The organism is Serratia sp. CY44782, from assembly GCF_052168715.1.
GTDB lineage: Bacteria > Pseudomonadota > Gammaproteobacteria > Enterobacterales > Enterobacteriaceae > Serratia > Serratia nevei.
The window spans coordinates 174,892-195,710 of sequence record NZ_JBJNME010000008.1 but is presented as its reverse complement, the minus strand read 5'-3'; the positions used below and the strand labels follow the sequence as shown (position 1 = coordinate 195,710).

General features: G+C 59.6%; 23 protein-coding genes. 11 read left to right on the top strand and 12 right to left on the bottom strand.

All coding sequences use genetic code 11. From position 1 onward, the window contains the following. Positions 1–53: 53 nt before the first annotated feature. Both eptA and ACJ8HT_RS16925 read right to left on the bottom strand, forming a co-directional pair. A complete protein-coding gene (gene eptA, locus ACJ8HT_RS16930) occupies positions 54–1,691 on the bottom strand; it encodes a phosphoethanolamine transferase EptA (protein ID WP_142109803.1) in 1,638 nt (545 codons plus the stop codon). Positions 1,692–1,829: 138 nt separating this feature from the next. After that, positions 1,830–2,471, bottom strand: a complete 642-nt coding sequence (locus ACJ8HT_RS16925; RefSeq protein ID WP_004931317.1) for an NAD(P)-dependent oxidoreductase — start codon at positions 2,469–2,471, stop codon at positions 1,830–1,832. Positions 2,472–2,609: 138 nt separating this feature from the next. Between ACJ8HT_RS16925 and ACJ8HT_RS16920 the strand changes: the two genes are divergently transcribed. The 3 genes from ACJ8HT_RS16920 (at position 2,610) to ACJ8HT_RS16910 (ending at position 4,796) form a co-directional block, all read left to right on the top strand. Next, positions 2,610–3,539: a LysR substrate-binding domain-containing protein gene (locus ACJ8HT_RS16920; RefSeq protein WP_197653416.1), complete on the top strand. Its 930-nt coding sequence runs from the start codon at positions 2,610–2,612 to the stop codon at positions 3,537–3,539. 21 nt (positions 3,540–3,560) lie between these two features. Then, entirely contained in the window at positions 3,561–3,800 is a 240-nt protein-coding gene (locus tag ACJ8HT_RS16915) for a DUF1289 domain-containing protein (RefSeq protein ID WP_015377731.1), read from the top strand. A gap of 99 nt (positions 3,801–3,899) precedes the next feature. Beyond that, positions 3,900–4,796, top strand: coding sequence for an aldo/keto reductase (locus tag ACJ8HT_RS16910; protein WP_197653417.1), 897 nt, complete (start codon positions 3,900–3,902; stop codon positions 4,794–4,796). A gap of 62 nt (positions 4,797–4,858) precedes the next feature. Here the strand turns inward: ACJ8HT_RS16910 and ACJ8HT_RS16905 are convergent, their stop codons facing one another. Next, on the bottom strand, positions 4,859–6,703 hold the full coding sequence (locus ACJ8HT_RS16905; protein ID WP_197653418.1) for a polyurethane esterase: 1,845 nt from the start codon (positions 6,701–6,703) through the stop codon (positions 4,859–4,861). Positions 6,704–6,944: 241 nt separating this feature from the next. On the opposite strand from ACJ8HT_RS16905, the gene sodC reads away from it, so the two are divergent. Then, positions 6,945–7,466, top strand: a complete 522-nt coding sequence (sodC, locus tag ACJ8HT_RS16900) for a superoxide dismutase family protein (RefSeq protein WP_194572096.1) — start codon at positions 6,945–6,947, stop codon at positions 7,464–7,466. On the opposite strand, the gene ACJ8HT_RS16895 is transcribed toward sodC, so the two are convergent. From ACJ8HT_RS16895 to ACJ8HT_RS16885, 3 genes are read right to left on the bottom strand one after another with little or no spacing between them, the layout of a single operon-like run. Then, positions 7,467–9,497, bottom strand: coding sequence for an FUSC family protein (locus ACJ8HT_RS16895; protein WP_174134646.1), 2,031 nt, complete (start codon positions 9,495–9,497; stop codon positions 7,467–7,469). 3 nt (positions 9,498–9,500) lie between these two features. Beyond that, a complete protein-coding gene (locus ACJ8HT_RS16890) occupies positions 9,501–10,364 on the bottom strand; it encodes an efflux RND transporter periplasmic adaptor subunit (RefSeq protein ID WP_197653419.1) in 864 nt (287 codons plus the stop codon). A 3-nt stretch (positions 10,365–10,367) separates the two neighbouring features. Further along, positions 10,368–10,604 carry a DUF1656 domain-containing protein gene (locus ACJ8HT_RS16885; RefSeq protein WP_123894809.1) on the bottom strand — a complete coding sequence of 79 codons (237 nt, stop codon included), beginning with the start codon at positions 10,602–10,604 and terminating at the stop codon, positions 10,368–10,370. A 180-nt stretch (positions 10,605–10,784) separates the two neighbouring features. On the opposite strand from ACJ8HT_RS16885, the gene slyA reads away from it, so the two are divergent. Continuing rightward, positions 10,785–11,216, top strand: a complete 432-nt coding sequence (gene slyA, locus ACJ8HT_RS16880) for a transcriptional regulator SlyA (protein WP_004931301.1) — start codon at positions 10,785–10,787, stop codon at positions 11,214–11,216. A gap of 92 nt (positions 11,217–11,308) precedes the next feature. On the opposite strand, the gene ACJ8HT_RS16875 is transcribed toward slyA, so the two are convergent. Continuing rightward, positions 11,309–11,773: a glycine zipper 2TM domain-containing protein gene (locus ACJ8HT_RS16875; RefSeq protein ID WP_025159710.1), complete on the bottom strand. Its 465-nt coding sequence runs from the start codon at positions 11,771–11,773 to the stop codon at positions 11,309–11,311. 362 nt (positions 11,774–12,135) lie between these two features. Between ACJ8HT_RS16875 and anmK the strand changes: the two genes are divergently transcribed. The 5 genes from anmK to pdxY all read left to right on the top strand — a co-directional run bounded on the left by anmK (position 12,136) and on the right by pdxY (position 16,704). Then, entirely contained in the window at positions 12,136–13,257 is a 1,122-nt protein-coding gene (gene anmK / locus ACJ8HT_RS16870; RefSeq protein ID WP_194572097.1) for an anhydro-N-acetylmuramic acid kinase, read from the top strand. 45 nt (positions 13,258–13,302) lie between these two features. Next, the gene (locus ACJ8HT_RS16865) at positions 13,303–13,605 is read left to right on the top strand and encodes an MliC family protein (protein WP_004931294.1); all 303 of its coding nucleotides are present in this window, start codon (positions 13,303–13,305) and stop codon (positions 13,603–13,605) included. Between the two features lie 88 nt (positions 13,606–13,693). Beyond that, entirely contained in the window at positions 13,694–14,347 is a 654-nt protein-coding gene (gene pdxH, locus ACJ8HT_RS16860) for a pyridoxamine 5'-phosphate oxidase (RefSeq protein ID WP_169318383.1), read from the top strand. Between the two features lie 138 nt (positions 14,348–14,485). Next, entirely contained in the window at positions 14,486–15,760 is a 1,275-nt protein-coding gene (gene tyrS / locus ACJ8HT_RS16855; RefSeq protein ID WP_021505454.1) for a tyrosine--tRNA ligase, read from the top strand. A gap of 83 nt (positions 15,761–15,843) precedes the next feature. Beyond that, complete coding sequence (gene pdxY, locus ACJ8HT_RS16850; RefSeq protein ID WP_060419156.1) at positions 15,844–16,704, top strand: pyridoxal kinase PdxY; 861 nt, start codon at positions 15,844–15,846, stop codon at positions 16,702–16,704. Between the two features lie 39 nt (positions 16,705–16,743). Here the strand turns inward: pdxY and gstA are convergent, their stop codons facing one another. From gstA to ACJ8HT_RS16830, 4 genes are all read right to left on the bottom strand, one after another. Beyond that, positions 16,744–17,349 (bottom strand): glutathione transferase GstA, encoded by a 606-nt coding sequence (gstA, locus tag ACJ8HT_RS16845; protein ID WP_038874842.1) that lies wholly within the window; start codon positions 17,347–17,349, stop codon positions 16,744–16,746. A 92-nt stretch (positions 17,350–17,441) separates the two neighbouring features. Further along, positions 17,442–18,326 (bottom strand): 4-hydroxy-tetrahydrodipicolinate synthase, encoded by an 885-nt coding sequence (gene dapA / locus ACJ8HT_RS16840; RefSeq protein ID WP_197653420.1) that lies wholly within the window; start codon positions 18,324–18,326, stop codon positions 17,442–17,444. A 361-nt stretch (positions 18,327–18,687) separates the two neighbouring features. Then, complete coding sequence (locus ACJ8HT_RS16835) at positions 18,688–18,951, bottom strand: DUF3811 domain-containing protein (protein ID WP_004938373.1); 264 nt, start codon at positions 18,949–18,951, stop codon at positions 18,688–18,690. A 95-nt stretch (positions 18,952–19,046) separates the two neighbouring features. Continuing rightward, complete coding sequence (locus ACJ8HT_RS16830) at positions 19,047–19,742, bottom strand: HD domain-containing protein (RefSeq protein ID WP_197653421.1); 696 nt, start codon at positions 19,740–19,742, stop codon at positions 19,047–19,049. A 201-nt stretch (positions 19,743–19,943) separates the two neighbouring features. Between ACJ8HT_RS16830 and ACJ8HT_RS16825 the strand changes: the two genes are divergently transcribed. Next, entirely contained in the window at positions 19,944–20,336 is a 393-nt protein-coding gene (locus ACJ8HT_RS16825) for a nuclear transport factor 2 family protein (protein ID WP_004938379.1), read from the top strand. On the opposite strand, the gene ACJ8HT_RS16820 is transcribed toward ACJ8HT_RS16825, so the two are convergent. Beyond that, positions 20,333–20,602: a hypothetical protein gene (locus ACJ8HT_RS16820; protein ID WP_004938382.1), complete on the bottom strand. Its 270-nt coding sequence runs from the start codon at positions 20,600–20,602 to the stop codon at positions 20,333–20,335. The genes ACJ8HT_RS16825 and ACJ8HT_RS16820 overlap by 4 nt on opposite strands. Between the last annotated feature and the right edge of the window lie 217 nt (positions 20,603–20,819).

The window sequence follows — 20,819 nt, the reverse complement described above, 5'->3', positions numbered from 1 at the left end:
ACGCCGGTTGTCTGCGAACTATTGTGCCCCAGCGGCACGAGGAAGTTAAGCGCTTACGCCGCGTTGCGGCAACGCTGCAGGATATCCAGCCGGGATTGATATTCGCGGCTCTGTACGTTCAGCATGCCCAGCAGGGTATGGAACAGGTTGTCCTGCGACACATCGTCCTTTTCCGCCAGCGCGTTCAGGCACTGGCGATCGACGCCGAAGTTGCGCTGATAGTCGGCCGACATCCACATCAGGAAAGGCACGTGTGTTTGCTGGCTAGGCGCGAAGACATAAGGCGTGCCGTGCAGGTACATGCCGTTTTCCCCCAGTGACTCGCCGTGATCGGACAAATAGACCAGCGCGGTATTGAAGCGGTCGTCATACTGCTGCAGCAGCTTGATGGTGGCATCGAGCATCGCGTCGGTATACAAGATCGAGTTGTCGTAGGTGTTCACCAGCTGTTCATGGCTGCAATCCTGGATCTGATTGCTGTTGCAGGTCGGCGAAAACGTCTGGAATTCTGGCGTGCTGCGGCGGTAGTAAGCCGGGCCGTGGCTACCCATCTGGTGCAGCACGATCACGCCGTCGTCTTTCAGGCTATTGATGTAATCGTTCAGCTTATACAGCAGCACGTTATCCATGCAAACTTCGCCGTCACAGTCCTGCGGCAGTTTCAATTTGGTCATGTCGATGTGCGGCACCCGGTCGCAGGCGCCTTTGCAGCCGCCGTCGTTATCGCGCCACAGCACGTTGACGCCGGCATGCGCCAGCACGTCGAGCATGCCCTCCTGGTGTGCCGCCTGAGTCGCGTCGTACTCTCTGCGCGGCATGTTGGAGAACATGCAGGGAACGGAGATCGCCGTCTCGGTGCCGCAAGAGCTGGCGTTCTTGAAGTAGACCACGTCGTCCTGCTTCAGGCGCGGGTTGGTTTCGCGCTCGTAGCCGCCGAGGGAGAAGTTTTCGGCGCGGGCGGTTTCGCCCACCACCAGGATCACCAGCGTTTTCTTGGCCTGCCCGGCGATCAGCGGCCCTTTGCGCGCGTCTTCACCGATTTTTACCAGCGGCAGATTGCGGGTGAAATAGCGCTGTTCGGTAAATTTGAGCGTGCCGGCGACGAAGTTGGAAGGCGTCAACATCTTCACCACGCTTTTATTGTTGCGGATCAGCGAAGCGTAGTCTTTGTAGAACAGCGCGGCGACGATCAGGATCACCACCAACGACAGCATGACGTTGGCGGCGCGCAGCCCGACCATATACCACCAGGGGCGGGTCTGGCGAATATGGGTGAAGCAGACCGCCACCGCCGGCAGAACGCCGAGCAGCGCCAGCCACAACCCCATGCGCGGCGTCAGCAGCGCCGTCGCTTCCTGGGTATTGGTTTCGAAGGCGTTCTGCATCATGTTGCCGTCGATCACCACGCCATAGCTGTACATGAAATAGTTGGCTGCGGCGCTGCCCAGCAAGAAAAAGACGATCAGCGGCTTGCGCAGGTAGGGCACGGTCAACACGCTGAAGATGATATTCAGCGCACAGAAAATCACCACCGGCATGCTGGCGGCGAAAATGACGCTGTGGACGCTATCGAAGGTGATATACGACCAGGCGCGGTGCAGGAATAACGCGTTTTGAAACAGAGTGAAGAACAGGGCGGTGGCGAGGATAAAACCGAGGCTGTTGCACTGTAAGCGTTGACGTAACCACATTGCCAAATCTGGATCCTGAGAGGAGATAATGCCTTGAAATCTACCGGATGAAACTTAAGAAAACCTTAGAAATTCAGAATACTGGCGGGGGTGAACGCAGGGAAAAGGCCAGGCCGGGCGGCCTGGCAATGAGGCAGTTTAGTAGGCGGCGGTGAACTGCGCGCGAATAAACTGTGGTTTTTCAATCTCATCGACGATGGCGACCGCCAGATCTTCCACCGAAATGCTGGCCGGCGCTTCGCCGTTCATCAGCAGCTGGGTGGTGCCGAGGCGGAACTGACCGGTGCGTTTGCCCGGTTCCAGCAGGGCAGCCGGCGAGAGATAGGTCCAGTCGAGCGCCGATTCATTGCGCAGCTTGTTGCGCAGATCGCGTACCGCCTGCGCACCGGGGCGGATATTTTCCGGGAACTGCGGCGTATCCACCAGTTCAACGCCCGGCGCCACTTCCAGGCTGCCGGCGCCGCCGACCACCAGCAGGCGCTTGACGCCGGCCTGTTCGACCGCGGTGAGGATCTGTTGGGCGCCGCGGGTGGTTTTTTCATACAGGTTGTCTTCGCCCCAGCCGGGGTTATAGGCACTGATCACCGCATCCTGACCGCGCAATTGCCCCGCCAGCCAGGCGGTATCGGCAACGTCGCCCAGTGCGACGGTCAGATTGGCGTGCTCCGGCAACTCTTTTTTCTGGCGGGCGATCGCCGTCACCTGAATGCCGCGAGCCAGCGCTTCATCCACCACGCGGCGGCCAACAAAACCGGTTGCTCCAATAATGGCTACTTTCATCTGTATGCTCCTTCAGGAATGGGTCAGTCTCGTCATGCAGGCTGATGTGCCTGCTGCGTGGAATCTACTCTAGTCCTTAACAATAGCCGTGATTAGTGCCATATTCATGCTTTCTTGATTAAGTAAAACTTCATAATCGTGGATAAACTCAATCGAATGGCGGTGTTCGCCACCGTGGTAGCGGAGGGTTCGCTGGCCGGCGCGGCGCGGCGGCTGGGCATGACGCCGTCGGCGGTCAGCCAGCATATGCGCTCGCTGGAGAAGGTGCTCGGGGTGCCGCTGCTGCATCGCTCCACCCGTCGTCTGGCGCTAACTGAGGCGGGGGCGGCGTTTTACCCCGGCTGCGAGGCGATGCTGCAACAGGCGCAGCAGGCGGAACAGCGGTTGGCGGAGCTGCGAGATACGCTGGTGGGCGAGCTGCGCATCGCCACCCCGGTCGGCATCGGCGGCCGCTCGCTGGCAGAGGCGCTGGCGCCGCTGCTGCAGGCGCATCCCAAGCTGACGCTGCGGGTGCTGGCGGACGATCGGATCGTCGATATGATAGAGCAGCGGGTCGACATTGCGCTGCGGGCCAACCGGCAGCTGGCGGACGCCAATATGATTGCGCACCCGCTGACGGCGTGGCCGATGGTGCTGTGCGCCGCACCGCGTTATCTCAGCCAGCATGGGGTGCCGGAAAAACCGCAGGATTTGGTGCAGCATCGCTGGATCTCCAGCGGCTACAGCGGGGCCCATCTGGACTTGCTGCACCAGTCCGGCCAGCAGGTTAAGCTGCGGCTGGCGGAAGGGCAGATCGTCAGCGAGAGCATGAACGTGATGCGCGCCTTTACCCGCGCTGGGCTGGGCATTTCCATTCAGCCGCTGTATGAAATTGGCGACGAGCTTCAGCGCGGCGAGCTGTTGCTGCTGTTGCCGGAGTGGCGGCCGGCGCCGCTGCGGCTGCACGCGCTGACGCTCGAGCGTAACGTGCCGGAGAAAAGCCGCCAGGCGCTGCGTTATTTGCGCGACTATTTTCGCCGCAATGGCGAAAAGGGACTTGCCAGCGGCGGCGATGGCGTCTTCAATTAGCAAGAGAACGCAGGAGGCCCCGTGGCGCAGCAGCTTGAATTTTTCGACATCCCCAGCCCGTGTCGCGGCATTTGCCAGGCCGACGATCGCGGATTCTGCCGTGGCTGCCTGCGCAGCCGCGAGGAGCGCTTCGGCTGGATGAACATGAGCGACGCGCAAAAGCGCGAGGTGCTGCGCCTTTGCCGTCAACGCTTCCTGCGCCTGCAACGCGCCAATAAAGCGCCCGACGAGCCGCTGCCGGAACAGCCGTCGCTGTTTTAACCTTTCCTGATCTGCCGCACGTTCGTGTGGCTTACCGCTTCCCTGTGCCTCACCGGCTTGTGTATGCTGGCTGACAACTAATGTCATGAGGTTTTCGCAATGGTAGAACGTATACGCCTCGCGCCGCAGGGGCCTGAATTTTCCCGCATGATTTGCGGTTACTGGCGGTTGATGGAATGGGGCATGTCGCCGCAGCAGCTGCTGACGTTCATCGAACAGCATGTTGAACTGGGCGTCACCACCGCCGACCACGCGGATATCTACGGGGGTTATGCCTGCGAACAGGCGTTCGGCAACGCGCTGCGCCTGAAGCCGGCGCTGCGCCAGTCGCTGGAGTTGGTGAGCAAATGCGGCATCGCCACCACCGCCAAGCCCGGCAACCCGATCGGCCATTACATCACCGACCGCGACCATATCGTACAGAGCGCGGAACAATCGCTGCGCCATCTGCATACCGACTACCTCGATCTGCTGCTGATCCACCGGCCGGATCCGTTGATGGATGCTGACGACGTGGCCGAAGCCTTCGTCGCGCTGCATAAAAGCGGCAAGGTGCGCCATTTCGGCGTCTCCAACTTTACGCCCGCGCAGTTCCAGCTATTGCAGTCGCGCCTGCCGTTCACGCTGGCGACCAACCAGGTGGAGATCTCGCCGATTCACCAGCCGGCCATTCTCGACGGCACGCTCGACCAGTGCCAGCAACTGCGCATCAAGCCGATGGCCTGGTCCTGCCTGGGCGGCGGGCGCCTGTTCAACGACGCCGAGTTCCAGCCGCTGCGCGACGAGCTACAGCGGGTGGCGCAAGAGATCGGCGCCGATACCATTGAACAGGTGGTGTACGCCTGGGTGATGCGCCTGCCGTCGTCGCCGCTGCCGATTATCGGCTCCGGCAAGATTGAGCGGGTGCGCTCGGCGCTGAAGGCGCAGAAACTGGTGCTGAACCGCCAGCAGTGGTTCCGCATTCGCAAGGCGGCGCTGGGGTATGACGTGCCTTAAGGCGGAGCAAAAAAAGAGGAAAGCCGGGCGGCGAAAGCGCCCGGCTTTTTTTACGCCGATCCTTAGGCCAACACCACCTGATCGGTGTTGAAGTGATCGAGCGAGACGCCGATCAGCGTGACCTGGCTGTGGCCGAAGGCCAGCACCAGATCGTCGTTTTGCTGCGTGGCGTAGTCGCGGATATTCCCGCTGGCGCCTTCGGTGCCGATAAACACCAGTTTATCGGTGGCGTTGAAGCCATACAGCTGGTCGCGGCCAAAATCGCCGCTGAACAGGAAGGTATTGCCGTTGCCGACGCTTTTCAGGATGTCATCGCCGCTGCCGCCGACGAAGGTCAGGTTGCCGCCGGCATGGCCGATCAGCGTGTCGTTGCCGGCGTTGCCGAACAGCCAGGCGTCGTGGCTGCGAGCCTGCAGGACGTCATCGCCGTCGCCGCCGGTGGCAGCAGCGGCATAGGCTTTGAGGCCCGAATCCGATTTCAATCCGGCCGCGGTCACCTGATGATCCACCTCTTTGTTGAAAATCAACCAGGAGGTTTCTTTGCTGCGCAGGGTGCTGATGTCGTCCGCCAGCGTAATGCCGCCTTTGGCGTCGCGCAGGTAAAGCGTATTGCCGTCGTAGGCGACCTCGGTGTTCTTCAGCGCCTGCTGGGTATCGAAGGTATTGTGGCCTTTGCCGCCGGCGATCAGGTTGTAGCCGCCGGCGTCGCGGAAGATATCGTCGCCGTCGCGGCCCTCGAGATAGTCGTTGCCTTTGCCACCCTTGATCAAATCATTGCCGTCGCTGCCGATGATAAACGTCGGTCCGCTGTGCGTCTCCGCGTTGCGGTTCAGGTCTTCCACCCAGGTATTGCCGCGCGTCACGTTCGACAGGTTGGAGACGATGATGGTCGAGTCCTTGTCGGTCAGCGAATAAAACTCGGAGTTGAGCACCCGCATCAGACCGTCCTGATAGAAGAACGGCAGGTGCGACAGCCAGGTCGGTACGTTGAGAATGGAAAACGGCAGCAGGTTCCAGGCGTCTGATGCGTAGTGGTCGTTGAAGTTGACGATATTGTTGGTGGCGGAGGCATGGGGCGCATCATGCACACCCAGCGACGCCCCGGTCAGCGTGGTACCGTCGAGCACGCGAAATACCGGATCGTTCTCATAACCGATGTTGATTACTTTGTCGCCGGTTTCGTACTGGGTCGGCGAGGCGAAAGCGACATAGTTGGACTGCGCGTAGAAGCCGCCCCAGTTGGCGTCGCTCTGCGCCGCCATGCTGTTGACCGCCAGCCCGCCGAGGCTGTGGCCGCTGACCACCACGTCTTCGCCGCTCAGCCCGTGCGCCTGCGCGAACTTCGCCACGTCGCCCAGCAGATTGCCGAAGGCGTTCAGCGTGTAACCGTCGGCGTAGCCTTTCGGCCCGATGCCCGCCAACAGATCGTTAATCGCATCGCCGATGGTATCGCCAATCAACGACTCGCGCGGGCCGCTGGTACCGCGAAATGAGATGCCAATGGCGGTGAGATTGCCTTCGCTGTCATATTTGCCCAGCACCTCGGCCTGAGCGGTGGTGTAACCAGCGGCCTCTCCGTAGTAGGTGCCGCGCGCGTCGGTTTTGCCGGCGTAACCCAGCTGTGCGGCGCTGATGACGGACCAGCCGGCATTGTTCACCGCCTCCTGCGCAGCCTGTTCGGAGTCGGGGTTCCAGGGAATGCCGGGCAGACCGCCCTGCGATTGGGTGCTGCCGATGAGTGCGGTGATCAGCGTCAGCGGCAGGCCCAGCCCGAAACCGCTTTGGTGGTAGCCTTCGTCGAAGCCGTTATCGATATTGTGGTAAGCGTAGGTAGAGATGGCCAAGGCGTCGGAAAACAGTGCTTTCGACGTGTTTTCGTCCAGATCCTTATAGCTAAAGATGCCCATATCAGTTCCTTATGAAGTATGCCGCCTGGCCGGGAAGTGAACTCTCGTGCGTCGGCGGTGGAAACAGGGAAACAACGTTAGCCGAACGACAGCTGGTCAGAGGACCAACATCGGTAAAATAATTATTAGCGCCAAGTATTAATAATGCGAATCAAATTGACGAGATTGTGCATTGACCAACAGCGCCGCTGCTGGGGCTTCTATACTGAAAGTTCAGCATAGTCATTAAGGAGATTGATTGATGAAACGATATTGGTATGCAGCGTTTGGTCTAATGGCGTGTGGTGCGGCTCAGGCGGCGACCGCTGACGTCGAGATGCACCTGGTGACCGGGCAGGGGATCGGCCAGGACATCGGCAAAGTGGTTATCAGCGAAACGCCGTACGGCTTGCTGTTTACGCCGAGCCTGAAAGCGTTGCCGGCCGGGATACACGGCTTTCACGTGCATGAGAAAGGCAGCTGCGAGCCGGGCATGAAGGACGGCAAAGCGGTGGCGGCGCTGGCGGCTGGCGGGCACTTCGACCCGCAAAAGACCGGGAAACACCTCGGACCTTATGCCGACGGGCATCTGGGCGATTTACCGGCCATCTATGTGACCGCCGACGGCATGGCGAACGACCCGGTGCTGGCGCCACGGCTGAAAAAAATCAGCGAAATTGAGGGCAAGGCGCTGATGGTGCATGCCGGCGGCGATAATCACTCGGATCATCCACTGCCGCTCGGCGGCGGCGGTGAGCGTTTCGCCTGCGGGGTGATCAAGTGATCACCCGCCGCTAACGGCCGGCGCGGTGGCGGGCTGGCCCATCGCCTGCTGCAACTGCTGCAGCGAGCAGTAGAGTCGCCAAATCAGACCGGCCAAATCGCGTGCCGCCTGTTCCGGGTGGTGCGCCAGCGCGTTGCTCATGCGCAGCAGCTCCTGCAGCGTGGCGTCCAGCGAACTGTGCTGCACGCCTTTCTCCGTCATGATACCGCGCAGGCAGTGGATGCAGACATCGCGCACCGCCGACAGCGGATCGGAACGGGTTTGCCAGTCGCGCAGCTGCCAGACGATATGGCTGCAGTTGAGCAGCACCACGCCCCAGCGCAGCAGCCAGGTGCGCGCTTCCTGATCCTGACTTTGATTGAGTTGGCTGATGCGATGGTAGATCAGCGATTCGAACTGGCTTTCGCTCTGCTGCGGCCGTTTGCTCAACTGATCGATAAAATCGCGCCGCAGCGCGCGGATAATGCGGCGGCTTTTGCGCTTGTCCGAGCTGGGGCGCAGGATCTGAAACGCCAGCCCGGCCAACAGCACGCCGACGACTTTAGCAATGTTGTCATTGATGAAGGACTGGTAATCATAGCTCGGCGGGTTGCTGACGGTCAGAAATGAACCCATAAAGACGATCAGCTGCCCCCAGAGCGCGGCATACGGCGGGTTTTGCAGCTTGAGCATCTGCATGGTCACCAGGATCGGAAACAGGAAGGCGCAGAACACCCAGAAGTCGTCAATCTGGATCATCAAACCGAATTTCACCACAAAGCAGGCGACCGAGAGCAGCAGTATCGCCTTGAGCAGGGTGCTGACGCTGTTGATCGGCGAGGGCGTAGAGGAGTAGAGCACGCAGCTGATGGCGGTGAGCGTCAGCGCTGCGCTGCCGGCGTCCCACTGGGTGTTAATCCAGTAGGCGCAGCCGATCACGATGCATAAAAAGGTGCGTAGCCCGTTGTAAGCGGCTTCGTAGCTGTCGGTATGACGCGCCAATGGGGTGACGCGCGGCGGCTGGAGATCGCTGACCGCCGTGGCGCTCTCCAACCGCCGCAGCCAGCGGTTGCAGCGTAGGTAAAGCCAGCAGAAATGGCGCAGGCGCAGCCAGAAGGCGCGATGGCGGTAATCCGCAGGATCGTGTGGGGCGATCTGCTGGAGCAGGCGAGCCAAGCGGTATTTGTCGGTGGCAGGATCGCGCAGTTCGTCCAGCAGTTGCGTCAGTACCGGCATCAGATTGGCGGGGCGATCCGGCCAGTTCAACAGCATGCGGCGCAGGCTAGAGATGACGCTGGTGATGCGCAGCTGCTGGTGCAGCAGATAGTTGAGCAGATTGTTTTGCCGCCGCAGCCGGTAGTGGCTCCAGAAAGCCTGAATGCGCAGCAGGTTCATGGTCAGGATCTGGCCGATGACCCCTTCGTGCGAGGTACGCATCTGCGCGGTGATCTCCGGCTGCCACAGCATGGCGGCGTGCTCCAGCAGGCGTAGCTGCATGCGCCGCAGCGAGGTCAGTAGGGCTTCGCCGTCGGAGGTGCTGGGCAGGATCATCATCATCAACCCGCCGCACAGAATGCCGGTGATCACTTCACAAACTCGCGCCTGCGCGATATCGAAGATCTGTTGGGTGTCGGTGACGTTGACCGTGCCGAAGGCGATGATGGCGGCGGTATAACCCGCCAGCGCGAACGCGTAAGAGACGTTGTTTTGGTAATGGTTGGAGATGTAGGTGCATAGCCCGATCCAGGCGGCGATGAACAGCGTAAACAGCCAAGGGTCGTTCAGGCAGTGGCCGGCGATCGCGACCGACGCAGCGGCGCCGATCAGGCTGCCGAAAATACGGCCAATACTTTTGCTGATCACGCCCCCGATGGTGGGGAAGCTCACCACCGCCGCGGAGGTGAGCGCCCAATAGGGTTCGTCGAGCTCGAGCACGAACGCCACCCACAGCGCCAGACACATCGCCAGCGAGTTACGCAGCGCATAGCGCCATTGGCCGCCGGTCGCCTTACCCCATGGGGTGCGGCTCCACTCCAGAAAAGGCAGGTTCACACTTTAGTTCCGCTGATGAATCGAAATGGTGCAGGTGGTGCCGGCGACCAGCGTTAAATCGGCGGGCACGTTGAGCAATTTTATCCGCACCGGCACGCGCTGAGCCAAACGCACCCAGGGAACATTAGGCTTAACGTCCATTAATAGATCGTTGCTGCTGTCGACGCTCTGATCGTAAATGGCGCGGCCGATGCTCTCGACTTCCCCCTGCAGCGGCGTGTTGCCGTTATATAAAACGATGTCCGCTTTATTGCCTTCTTTTATATGCTTCAGCTTGGTTTCTTCGAAATAACCGAGCACATAAAACGAATGCACATCCACCAGCGCCACCAGCGGCGTGCCGGCGTTGGCGTAGTTCCCGACCCGCGCCTGCAGGTTGGTGATATAGCCGTCGGTTGGCGCGTAAATTTTGGTTTTGCTCAAATTCCATTTAGCCTGTTCCAGGTTGGCCAAGGCGGCTTTATAGGCGGCCTTCATTGCCTGAGCGGCTAAATTGGCGGCGTCCAAATCTTCAGCGGAAATAACGTTACGCGGCAAACCACGGCGGCGTGCGGCCTCGTGTTCCGCCTTGGCGAGATCGGATTGCGCTTTTGCCACCGCGGCCTCGGCATTGTCCAACGCGATCTGGTAGGGCACCGGGTCGAGGGTAAAAATCAGACTTCCCGCAGGTACGAACTGATTGTCATTCGCGCTTATTTTCTCTAATCTTCCAGAGACTTCAGGGGTGATATTGACAAGTTCGGCGCGCACTTTTCCATCACGGGTCCACGGGGATTGCATATAATAATTCCAGAGCCACCAACCGGCGCAGACGGCAATAGCGCAAACGATCACCGAAGAAAAGTATTTTAATGTTTTATGCTGCATGGGTTACCAACTCGCTAAAATCCATAAGGAACCGCTGACGGTCATAACGAAAATGGACAGATCCATCAACATGGGATGCCAGATTTCACCGGAATACATCCAGTCTCTCAGCAGCTGATGAATCAACAGCCATAAGACCAGTCCTAGCAAAAAAGCTTTAAATATAGGTGGAAAATAAAGCGATGCCCCCAGGACCAAATCGGGTAAGGGGGATGAGGTGTGTAACCATGATGTATTCACATTAGCAATCCCTAAGGGTGAATATGTTGAATATTTGCATAACGATTAAACAATAGCGGCTAAAAACAGTGGCTATTTCCACAATATACATTATATACATTTGTGTTTTTAATGTGAGTTACCCAAAATAGTCTAAACTCTGGGAGGTAATGTTAGCATGCTAATTATAAGGAGGGGGAAGTGGAGTCAACATTAGGTTCAGATTTAGCACGATTAGTTCGTGTTTGGCGCGCGCTCATCGATCATCGGCTCAAGCCGTTGGAGCTGACCCAAACGCACTGGGTCACTTTGCACAATATCAATCGCTTGCCGCCGGAGCAGTCGCAAATCCAGCTGGCCAAAGCGATCGGTATCGAGCAACCGTCACTGGTTCGTACGCTGGACCAACTGGAGGAGAAGGGGCTGATCACGCGCCACACCTGTGCCAACGATCGCCGCGCGAAGCGCATCAAGCTGACCGAAGCGGCCGATCCGATCATCAGGGAAGTGGATAGCGTGATCACGTCGACACGCAGTGAGATTTTAAGCGGCATTACCGCCGACGAAGTGCATCTGTTGGTAGGGCTGATTGGCAAGTTAGAACAAAATATCACCGAACTGCAGAACAAATAATAATATTCTTATTTTTCTACGATTACAGTTTCACAGCATCAGAAATAAAACCGGAGGCGATTGCCTCCGGTTTGCCGTTTACGCCGACTGACTTACAGCGGAGATACGGTGATGGTATCGCCCATGCGCGCCATGCGCACGCGCTGGCCTGGGCTGAACTTGGTGTCGCCCGCTTTCTGCACCACCACGATGTTTTCTTTCTGGTCGGTTTTGATTTCCAGCTCGTAGCCTGAGGTACGACCGGCCACTTCACCGATGCTGTTGCCTGCCGCGCCGCCGGCGATAGCGCCCGCTGCGGTTGCCAGCGTACGGCCGGTGCCGCCGCCAACGGTGTTACCCAACAGTCCGCCAATCACCGCGCCGCCGATCATCCCCAAGGCGTTGGAGCCTTCGCCGCCCTGAATTTTAACCGGACGCACGGAAACCAGCGTCCCGTAGGTGACGTTCTGCACCTGCTTGGCCTGCGAGGACGAGTAGACATCGCCGGACATGGATTCATTGGCACAGCCAGCCAGCGTAACGGCGGCGACGGCAACGACGAGAAGACGCTTGATCATATAAAACTCCTGATGGTAGTAGTCCATAACCTGGCAATGCTCTCCAGGCAAGATTCAGTGAAAATGATAGACAAAGTATGGCTGAAAGTTGGCATATCACCATGCTCCATCGCTGCACGCAGCTTAACTTTTCTCTGTTCAACCAATAATAAACCGCGGTTTACCTTTATGACAGCCTTGGCGACATTCCGTTGCCTGTTATGGCACGGTTTAACACATAACATGTGCCACAGCGACGCCGGGAGGCGGTGTTTGGCTCACGGCCTGTAAAAAAAGCATCATAATTCATGGCGTTAATCCGGCAATTCTGGTTTATTTGTCAGGATAAAATTTGCTTACCGCGCGGGTTAGAGGATGTTGCTATGAAGTCAGGCCGCTATATAGGCGTCATGTCCGGCACCAGTCTGGACGGAATCGATGTGGTATTGGCCGCGATCGACGATCGCATGGTGGCGCAGCAGGCCAGCTATAGCCATCCGATGCCGATGGCGCTGAAAAAAGAGATTCTGGGCATGTGTCAAGGGCAGCAGACCACGTTGGCGGCCGTTGGCCGGCTGGATGCGCAGCTGGGCACGCTGTTTGGCGAGGCGGTGCTCGGCTTGCTGAAACAAACCGGCATCGACGCCGAGCAGATCACCGCTATCGGTTGCCACGGCCAGACGGTGTGGCACGAACCGGAAGGCGAAGCGCGTTTCTCGATGCAGCTCGGCGATAACAACCGCATCGCCGCGCTGACCAATATCACCACCGTCGGCGATTTCCGCCGGCGCGACATGGCCTACGGCGGGCAGGGCGCGCCGCTGGTGCCGGCGTTTCATCAGGCGCTGCTGGGGCATCCCGTCGAGCGGCGCATGGTGCTGAACGTCGGCGGCATCGCCAACCTTTCTCTGCTGTTGCCCGGTACGCCGGTGCGCGGTTTCGACACCGGGCCGGGCAACATGCTAATGGACGCCTGGGTGTGGCGCCACCGCGCGCAGCCTTACGATCAGGACGGCGGCTGGGCCATGCAGGGGCGGGTTTGTTTACCGCTGTTGCAGCAGATGCTGGCGGATCCTTACTTTGCGCTGCCGGCGCCGAAAAGCACCGGCCGCGAGTATTTCAATATCGCCTGGCTGGAGCGGCAGCTGGCTGGATTGCCGGCGATGGCGCCGGTCGACGTGCAGGCCACGCTCACGGAGCTGACCGCCGTCAGCATCAGCGAACAGGTGCTGCTGGCCGGCGGGTGCGAGCGCTTGCTGGTATGCGGCGGTGGGGCGCGCAACACGTTGCTGATGGCACGCCTGTCTGCGCTGCTGCCGGGCACGGAAGTTGGGCTGACCGACGATTTCGGCGTCAGCGGCGACGACATGGAGGCGCTGGCCTTCGCCTGGCTGGCGTTTCGCACGCTGTCCGGCCAGGCTGGCAACCTGCCTTCGGTGACCGGCGCCAGCCGTGAAACGGTGTTGGGTGGGATTTATCCGGTTTTGCCATTGGGGGGCCGTTAGCTCTGTTAGGATAGCCTGTGAAGGATTTTTCTAAGGAGCAACAGCATGAAAAAAGTCATTTTCGTCGCCGGCGCGCTGGCGCTGTCTGGCTGCAGCTACATCCTGCCGCAAAGCAGCCAGACGATGCACTACCAGTGCGGCACTACGCCGCTGACGGTGGCGCTCGACGGCAAGGCGAGCGAAGTCAGCCTGCTGATGGATGGCGAGCAGCTGCATCTCAAGCAGGTGCTGGCGCTGACCGGTGCCAAATACAGCGACGGCAAATACACTTTTTGGTCGAAAGACCGTAACGCCTATCTTGAGCGCAACGGCAAGGTAGTCATGAGCGACTGCGTGTTGACGGAGTGACGGTCGGCGGCGGCGTCGGAGCGATTGAGTTCCTGGCGCCGCAGGCGCAGAATGTAACGACGGATTTTTCAGTTGGTCGATAACCCAGATGATTGAAAAGAATGAGTTTGATGTTGCGGACCTGCGCCGTGAATACACCCGAGGCGGCCTGCGCCGCAACGATCTGACCGCCAACCCGCTCGAACTGTTCGAGCGTTGGTTGAAACAGGCCTGCGACGCCCGCTTGGCCGATCCTACCGCCATGTGCGTCGCGACCGTCGACGAACACGGCCAGCCTTATCAACGCATCGTGCTGCTCAAGCATTTCGATGAGCAGGGGCTGGTGTTCTACACCAACCTCGGCAGCCGCAAGGCGCAGCAGCTGGCGCACAACCCGCATATCAGCCTGCTGTTCCCCTGGCACATGCTCGATCGCCAGGTGATTTTCCTCGGCCAGGTGGAGCGTCTGTCGACCCTCGAAGTGCTGAAGTATTTCAACAGTCGCCCGAAAGACAGCCAGATCGGCGCCTGGGTATCGCAGCAATCGTCGCGCATTTCCGCGCGCGGCGTGCTGGAAAGCAAATTCCTCGAGCTGAAGCAGAAGTTTCAGCAGGGCGAGGTGCCGTTGCCGAGTTTCTGGGGCGGATTCCGCGTGAAATTCGACTCCGTCGAGTTCTGGCAGGGCGGCGCCCATCGCCTGCATGACCGTTTCCTGTATCAGCGGGACGGGAATGACTGGAAAATTGACCGACTGGCACCCTGAAGACGGAAAATCCCCTCTAAGCGCTGGTGCTGACGCCGCCGGCGCTTTATTCTATGCGTTACCCTGAATTTTTATTTCGCCACTGGGCGAAAGGCCGTGTACCGGCAAAGGTGCATTCGTTTATACATGGAGTCATTGATGGCAAGCAGCAACTTGATTAAACAACTGCAAGAGCGGGGCCTCGTTGCCCAGGTTACGGATGAGGAAGCGTTAGCGGAGCGACTGGCGCAAGGGCCAATTGCACTGTATTGCGGTTTCGATCCGACCGCTGACAGCTTGCATTTGGGCCATCTGGTTCCTCTGTTGTGCCTGAAGCGCTTCCAGCTGGCCGGCCACAAGCCGGTCGCACTGGTGGGCGGCGCCACCGGCCTCATCGGCGATCCGAGCTTCAAAGCGGCGGAGCGCAAGCTGAACACCACCGATACGGTGAACGAGTGGGTCGAGAAGATCCGCAAGCAGGTTTCTCCGTTCCTCGATTTCGACTGCGGCAGCAACAGCGCCATCGCGGCCAACAACTACGACTGGTTCGGCGGCATGAACGTGCTGACCTTCCTGCGTGACATCGGCAAGCACTTCTCCGTCAACCAGATGATCAATAAGGAAGCGGTTAAGCAGCGCCTGAATCGCGACGACTCCGGCATCTCCTTCACCGAGTTTTCCTATAACCTGCTGCAGGGCTTCGATTTCTCCGAGCTGTACAACCGCCACCAGGTGGAGCTGCAGATCGGCGGTTCCGATCAGTGGGGCAACATCACCTCGGGTATCGATCTGACGCGTCGCCAGCACCAGAAGCAGGTGTTCGGTCTGACCGTGCCGTTGATCACCAAAGCAGACGGCACCAAGTTCGGTAAAACCGAAGGCGGCGCAGTCTGGCTGGCGCCGGAAAAAACCAGCCCGTACAAGTTCTACCAGTTCTGGATCAACACCGCCGATGCTGACGTCTACCGCTTCCTGAAGTTCTTCACCTTCATGAGCCTGGAAGACATCAACGCGCTGGAAGAAGAAGACAAGAACAGCGGCAAGGCGCCACGCGCCCAGTACGTGCTGGCGGAAGAAGTGACCGGCATGGTGCACGGTGCGGAAGGCCTGGCGGCCGCCAAGCGCATCACCCAGAGCCTGTTCTCCGGTGCGCTGCACGACATGACCGAGGCGGACTTCGCCCAGCTGGCGCAGGACGGCATGCCGACCATCAAACTGGACCGCGACGCCGATCTGCAGCAGGCGCTGGTGAATGCTGAACTGGTGCCGTCACGCGGCCAGGCGCGCACCATGATCGGTTCCAACGCGGTGACCATCAACGGCGAGAAACAGTCCGATGCCGAATACCGCTTCAGCGATTCAGACCGTCTGTTCGGCCGCTACACGCTGCTGCGCCGCGGCAAGAAACACTACTGCCTGGTGGATTGGCAATAACGAATAATGACGGTAAGGGGCCCTGGCGGCCCCTTTATTTTTGGGCAGCCGCCCGGCTGCCGTATTCCGAACGAGTTCTGTCGATGAAAAACATTCTTTCTATCCAGTCGCACGTGGTGTTTGGTCACGCCGGCAACAGTGCGGCGGAGTTCCCGATGCGCCGCATGGGCGTCAACGTCTGGCCGCTAAACACGGTGCAGTTCTCCAACCATACGCAATACGGTCAGTGGACCGGCTGCGTCATGCCGGCCAGCCACCTGACCGAGATCGCGCAGGGCATCGCCAATATCGATCAGCTGAAATGCTGTGATGCGGTGTTGAGTGGCTATATCGGTTCGCCGGAGCAGGGTGACCATATTCTGGAGATCGTGCGTCAAGTTAAGCAGGCGAACCCGAATGCCTGGTATTTCTGCGATCCGGTGATGGGGCATCCGGAAAAGGGCTGCATCGTGGCGCCGGGCGTGGCCGAGTTTCACTGCCGCCAGGCGCTGCCGTGCAGCGACATGATGGCGCCGAACCTGCTGGAGTTGGAGATGCTGAGCCAGATGGCCGTCGCCGACGTGGCCGATGCGGTGCAGGCCGCCCGCGCGCTGATCGCCAAAGGGCCGCGGCTGGTGCTGGTCAAGCACCTGGCCCGCGCCGGCTATCACGCCGACTGTTTTGAAATGCTGCTGGTGACGGCGGACGAGGCCTGGCACATCAGCCGGCCGCTGGTGGATTTCGGCGCGCGTCAGCCGGTCGGCGTCGGCGATTTGACCAGCGGTCTGCTGCTGGTGGATCTGCTGAAGGGCGAGGCGCTGGATAAAGCGCTGGAGCACGTGACCGCCGCCGTGTATGAGGTGATGCTGACCACGCAGGAGATGGGCGAGTACGAACTGCAGGTGGTGGCGGCGCAGGATCGGATCGTGCAGCCGCGCAGCGAATTCAAAGCGGTAAAACTGTAAGTGCAACGGGCCCCGGCGATAGCCGCCGGGGCTGAATGTTTACTTCAATCCTTCGGCGTTCAGCGCCGCATCTACCGCCGGGCGCGCCGCAACGCGATCGAACCAGGCCGCCAGATGGGCGTGCTTGCGCACGTCGAACTGCAGGGCAAACGCCCAACGCAACACGGTGAACAGGTAGGCGTCGGCCACGCTGAAGCGGCTTCCCAACAGGAAATGCTGCTTCGCTAGCACCGAATCCAGATAGCTGAACTGCTGCTCCAGCTTGGCGCGCGCGATGGTTTTATATTCCTCGGGCGTTTTCGGGTTGAACAGCGGGCTGAATCCTTTGTGCAGCTCGGTGGCGATGTAGTTCAGCCATTCGATCGCGTGGTAGCGCGACAGGGTGCCCGCCGCCGGGATCAGGTTGCGGTCCGGCACGCGATCCGCCAGGTATTGCACGATCGCCACGCCCTCGGTCAGCAGGCTGCCGTCATCCAGCTGCAGCGCCGGTACCTGTCCCTTGGGGTTGATGGTGAGGTAATCGGCGCCGCTCTCGGTTTTCTTCTGCGCCAGGTCGACCTTCTCCGCCGTAAAATCCAGCCCTGCCTCACGCAGCACGATATGCGGGGACAGCGAACAGGCGCCGGCTTTATAGAACAGTTTCATCGGAAGCTCCTTGTTGATGACGAATGACGGGCATGCTTAACCTCTCATCGTAGTCCCATAGCACCAAAATTACAGCGGTTTAGCTAACAAATTTAACCGACGATCGCCTCGGCGGGCTGCAGCTGCGCCAGCGTTGCGGCGATCTGCTGCTGCAGCGCCTGCGGCGCCACCTGCATCGGCGAGCGTAGCTCGTTGGCGATCAGCCCCTGCTGGGCCAGCACCGTCTTGACCGGCGCCGGATTCGGGAAGCTGAACATCTGGTGGATCATCGGCAGCAGCTCGTAGAAGTTGCTGCGCGCCGCAGCCAGATCGCCGGCGGCGACCTGCTGCGTCAGCTGAACGAAACGTTCCGGGTGAACATGGGCTGCGGCGGAGATGGCGCCGGTGCCGCCGAGGCACAGCGTGGTGAGGATCAGATTGTCTTCCCCGGTCATCACATCGATCTCGCCATCGGCGATCAGTGCCATGGTGGCGTCAGGATTGCCGCCGCAGTCCTTGATGGCGGCGATGCGCGGGTGGCGTGCGAGTCGGCGCAGCGTGGCCAGCTCCATGGCGATGCCGGTGCGCTGCGGAATGTTGTACAGGATCACCGGCACGGTGGAGGCATCGGCCAACTGGGTGAAATAGTCGATCAGGCCGCATTGCGAAGGGCGGATGTAGTAAGGTGCCGGGATCAGTACGCCGGCGATGTCGCGCAGCTGAATGGCCTGCTGCATTTGCAGCGTGGCGACCATGTTATTGCCGGACAGGCCCATCACCACCTGATGGGCGGGCGCCACGTCCAGCACGGCGTCGAGCACCGCCAGCTGTTCTTCTTTGCTCAGCGCGGCGGCTTCACCGGTGGAGCCGCAGACCACCAGACCGTCGATGCCGGCGTCGAGCAGGTGCCGCGCCAGGCGTTTCACCGCCGGCAAATCGACGGCATCGTGATTGAAAGGGGTAACCATCGCCACCCAAATACCCGAAAATGAGGCCATAAAATATTCCTTCTGTGTGACCGACAGAGAAGCCAGATGAGAAAATTGAAGGCGGGGCGTTGCGTGCCATCCAGTCAGCTCATCTGACGGGACAGCTCGCCCCGGTCAAATGAGCGTCTGTTTCTTCGATTTTACCGCCGCCAAACCACCAATAGGCAACGCAGGCGTCATCAGAATGTCAGCGTTGCGTGGGTAGGCCATGGCGGTCTCGCGAAAAGGGGAAGTGGGGTGATAATGAATAGTCTTCATCAGGCTGTCAATTTACAACAGATTGATAACATTGTTATTCATGATTCGTCGGCGGGAATGAGTTTGGCTAATAAATAAAAATCCCCGCAGCGGCGGGGAGGGGTTGGCTGGCTCAGCGCGGCGGGCGGGAGCCGATGGTGGCGGACCAGCTGAAGGTGTCGCCGCTCGGCCGGTAGCGGTTGGCCTTGCGTTCTGCACGCTCCGCCTTGGCGAGCTTCGCTCTGGCGGCCATGATGCGCGCCACCACTTCATCCTTGACCTTGTGCTGTTCGGCGTTGGTCAGCGGCCTGCCATGGCTTTTGCGTGCCTTGTCCAGTTCGGTTTTCACTTCCCGCTGTTCGCTTTCCGTCATCTCTTTCAACGTCAACTTTTTCATCTGTGCCGCCCGTTCGGTGAAGTTGACTTACAGTTTAGCGGCGTTATGTGACCGAAAATGTTATGGGCATAACGAAAATGCCCGGTAAGCCGGCATTACACCTCTTCCAGCAGATCGTCGACAAAGCGCCGCATGCGTTCGGTGCGCAGTTCGGCCATGTGCCGTCCGGCGGCGGTCTGGAAGCCGTCTTGCAGTTTGAACAGCTTGGTTTCGAAGTGGTCCAGGCTGAAACGCTTGTCGTCATATTGACGATGCTCGGCCCGCGGATCGGCGGCGTCATACAGCGCGCTGCGCATGCGGCCGCCGATATAGAAGCAGCGCGCCACGCCGATCAGGCCGATGGCGTCGAGGCGATCCGCATCCTGCAGGATCTTCGCCTCCAGCGTTTGCGGGGGGATGCCAGCGGAAAAACTGTGCGCTTCGATGGCGTGAGCCACCGCCGCGATATCCGCCGGCGCCCATTCCAGCCGGGTCAGCGTCAACGTGGCTTGCTCCGCTGCCATGCGCGAGGCCAAATGGCGCTGCGACGAATTTTTTTCCACCGCGACGGCGTCGTGCAGCAGCACCGCCGCGCAGAGAATGCGCCGGTCGCCACCTTCCAGCTTGCTGATTCGGCGGCAGTTCTTCCAGACCCGATGCAGGTGCGCGACGTCATGCGAACCGTCGTCCGACTCGAGGGTAAGCGGCAGCAGCGTTTGCGCCAGCGCCTGGTAGGGTGAGAAAGGTTGTAACAGCTCTTGCGTCAGCGAAGGTAAAGACACGTTCAGCTCCTGTTGTGGGAAATCGGTCAATCAGCATAGCCGCGCCGGATGCCGGGAGAATGACAGTAAAACGGCTATTGTTTACTAAAGTGCAACCCACTATTGTCATAACTGCGGTTTTTGCAGCGAAACAAGCAACCTAGAATAGCCGCATTCCGCCGTCTCCGCTTGGTGAGAGCCTGTGTCCGCGGAGATGGCCGGAATATCCTCATCAGCCATTGGAGAAGAGACATGCCAACCCCTCTTGAGATAGTGCGCGCAACCTATGAAGGCAGTTCCGAAGAAAACGGCCGTAATCTGCTGGCGGCGCTGGCCCCCGATGCCGAGTGGACCGAAGCCGCCGGTTTTCCCTACGCCGGTACCTATATCGGCCCGGAAAATATCATCAAGAACGTGCATCAGCGTCTGGGCAGCGAATGGCAAGGTTACCGCGCCGATGTCGACCACTTTTACGACGCCGGCGACAATGTGATCGCGCAAGGTTTTTATCACGGTACCTACCGGGCCACCGGCAAATCCTTCAGCGCCTCTTTTGCGCATATTTATACGCTGCGCGCCGGCAAAATCGTGAAGTTCGTACAGATTGTCGACAGCGCTAAAGTGCTGGAAGCGATGCAGCCTTAATCGCCGCTGCGCTTGCCGAATTTGCGGTCGAACTCGCGCCGGTAACCCCGGGCCTTGTTGCGATCGCGGATCCACAGATAGCCGCACACCAGCGCAACCGCTCCCGAGAAGGTGACGTTGCGCATATCCCGGTCATACCAAAACACCAGCAGCGCGTCCAGCGCCGCAATCAGCGCGATCCATTTATACATATGGGATTGACGCCGCGTGGCGGCGTTGAGTCGCTTTAACTGTCTGGCTTCGTCCAACACCGGTTTTTGCTGCATAGCGTTTCGTTATCATCAGGCTGTTCACGCTAAATTAGCAGAATTTCCCTCGCCGCCGCAAAGATTAACGCACGGTGCCATGCGGTTTTCACCGCCTCTGGCGCGGCGCAGAAAATTTGTGCGCGGGTGCTTGAATTGTCCATTGGGCGTGGTAGGTTATTTATTCGCTATTTTTGGGTTTTTATTCAATTCTCGCCGTGTCATCAAGCTGCAGCAC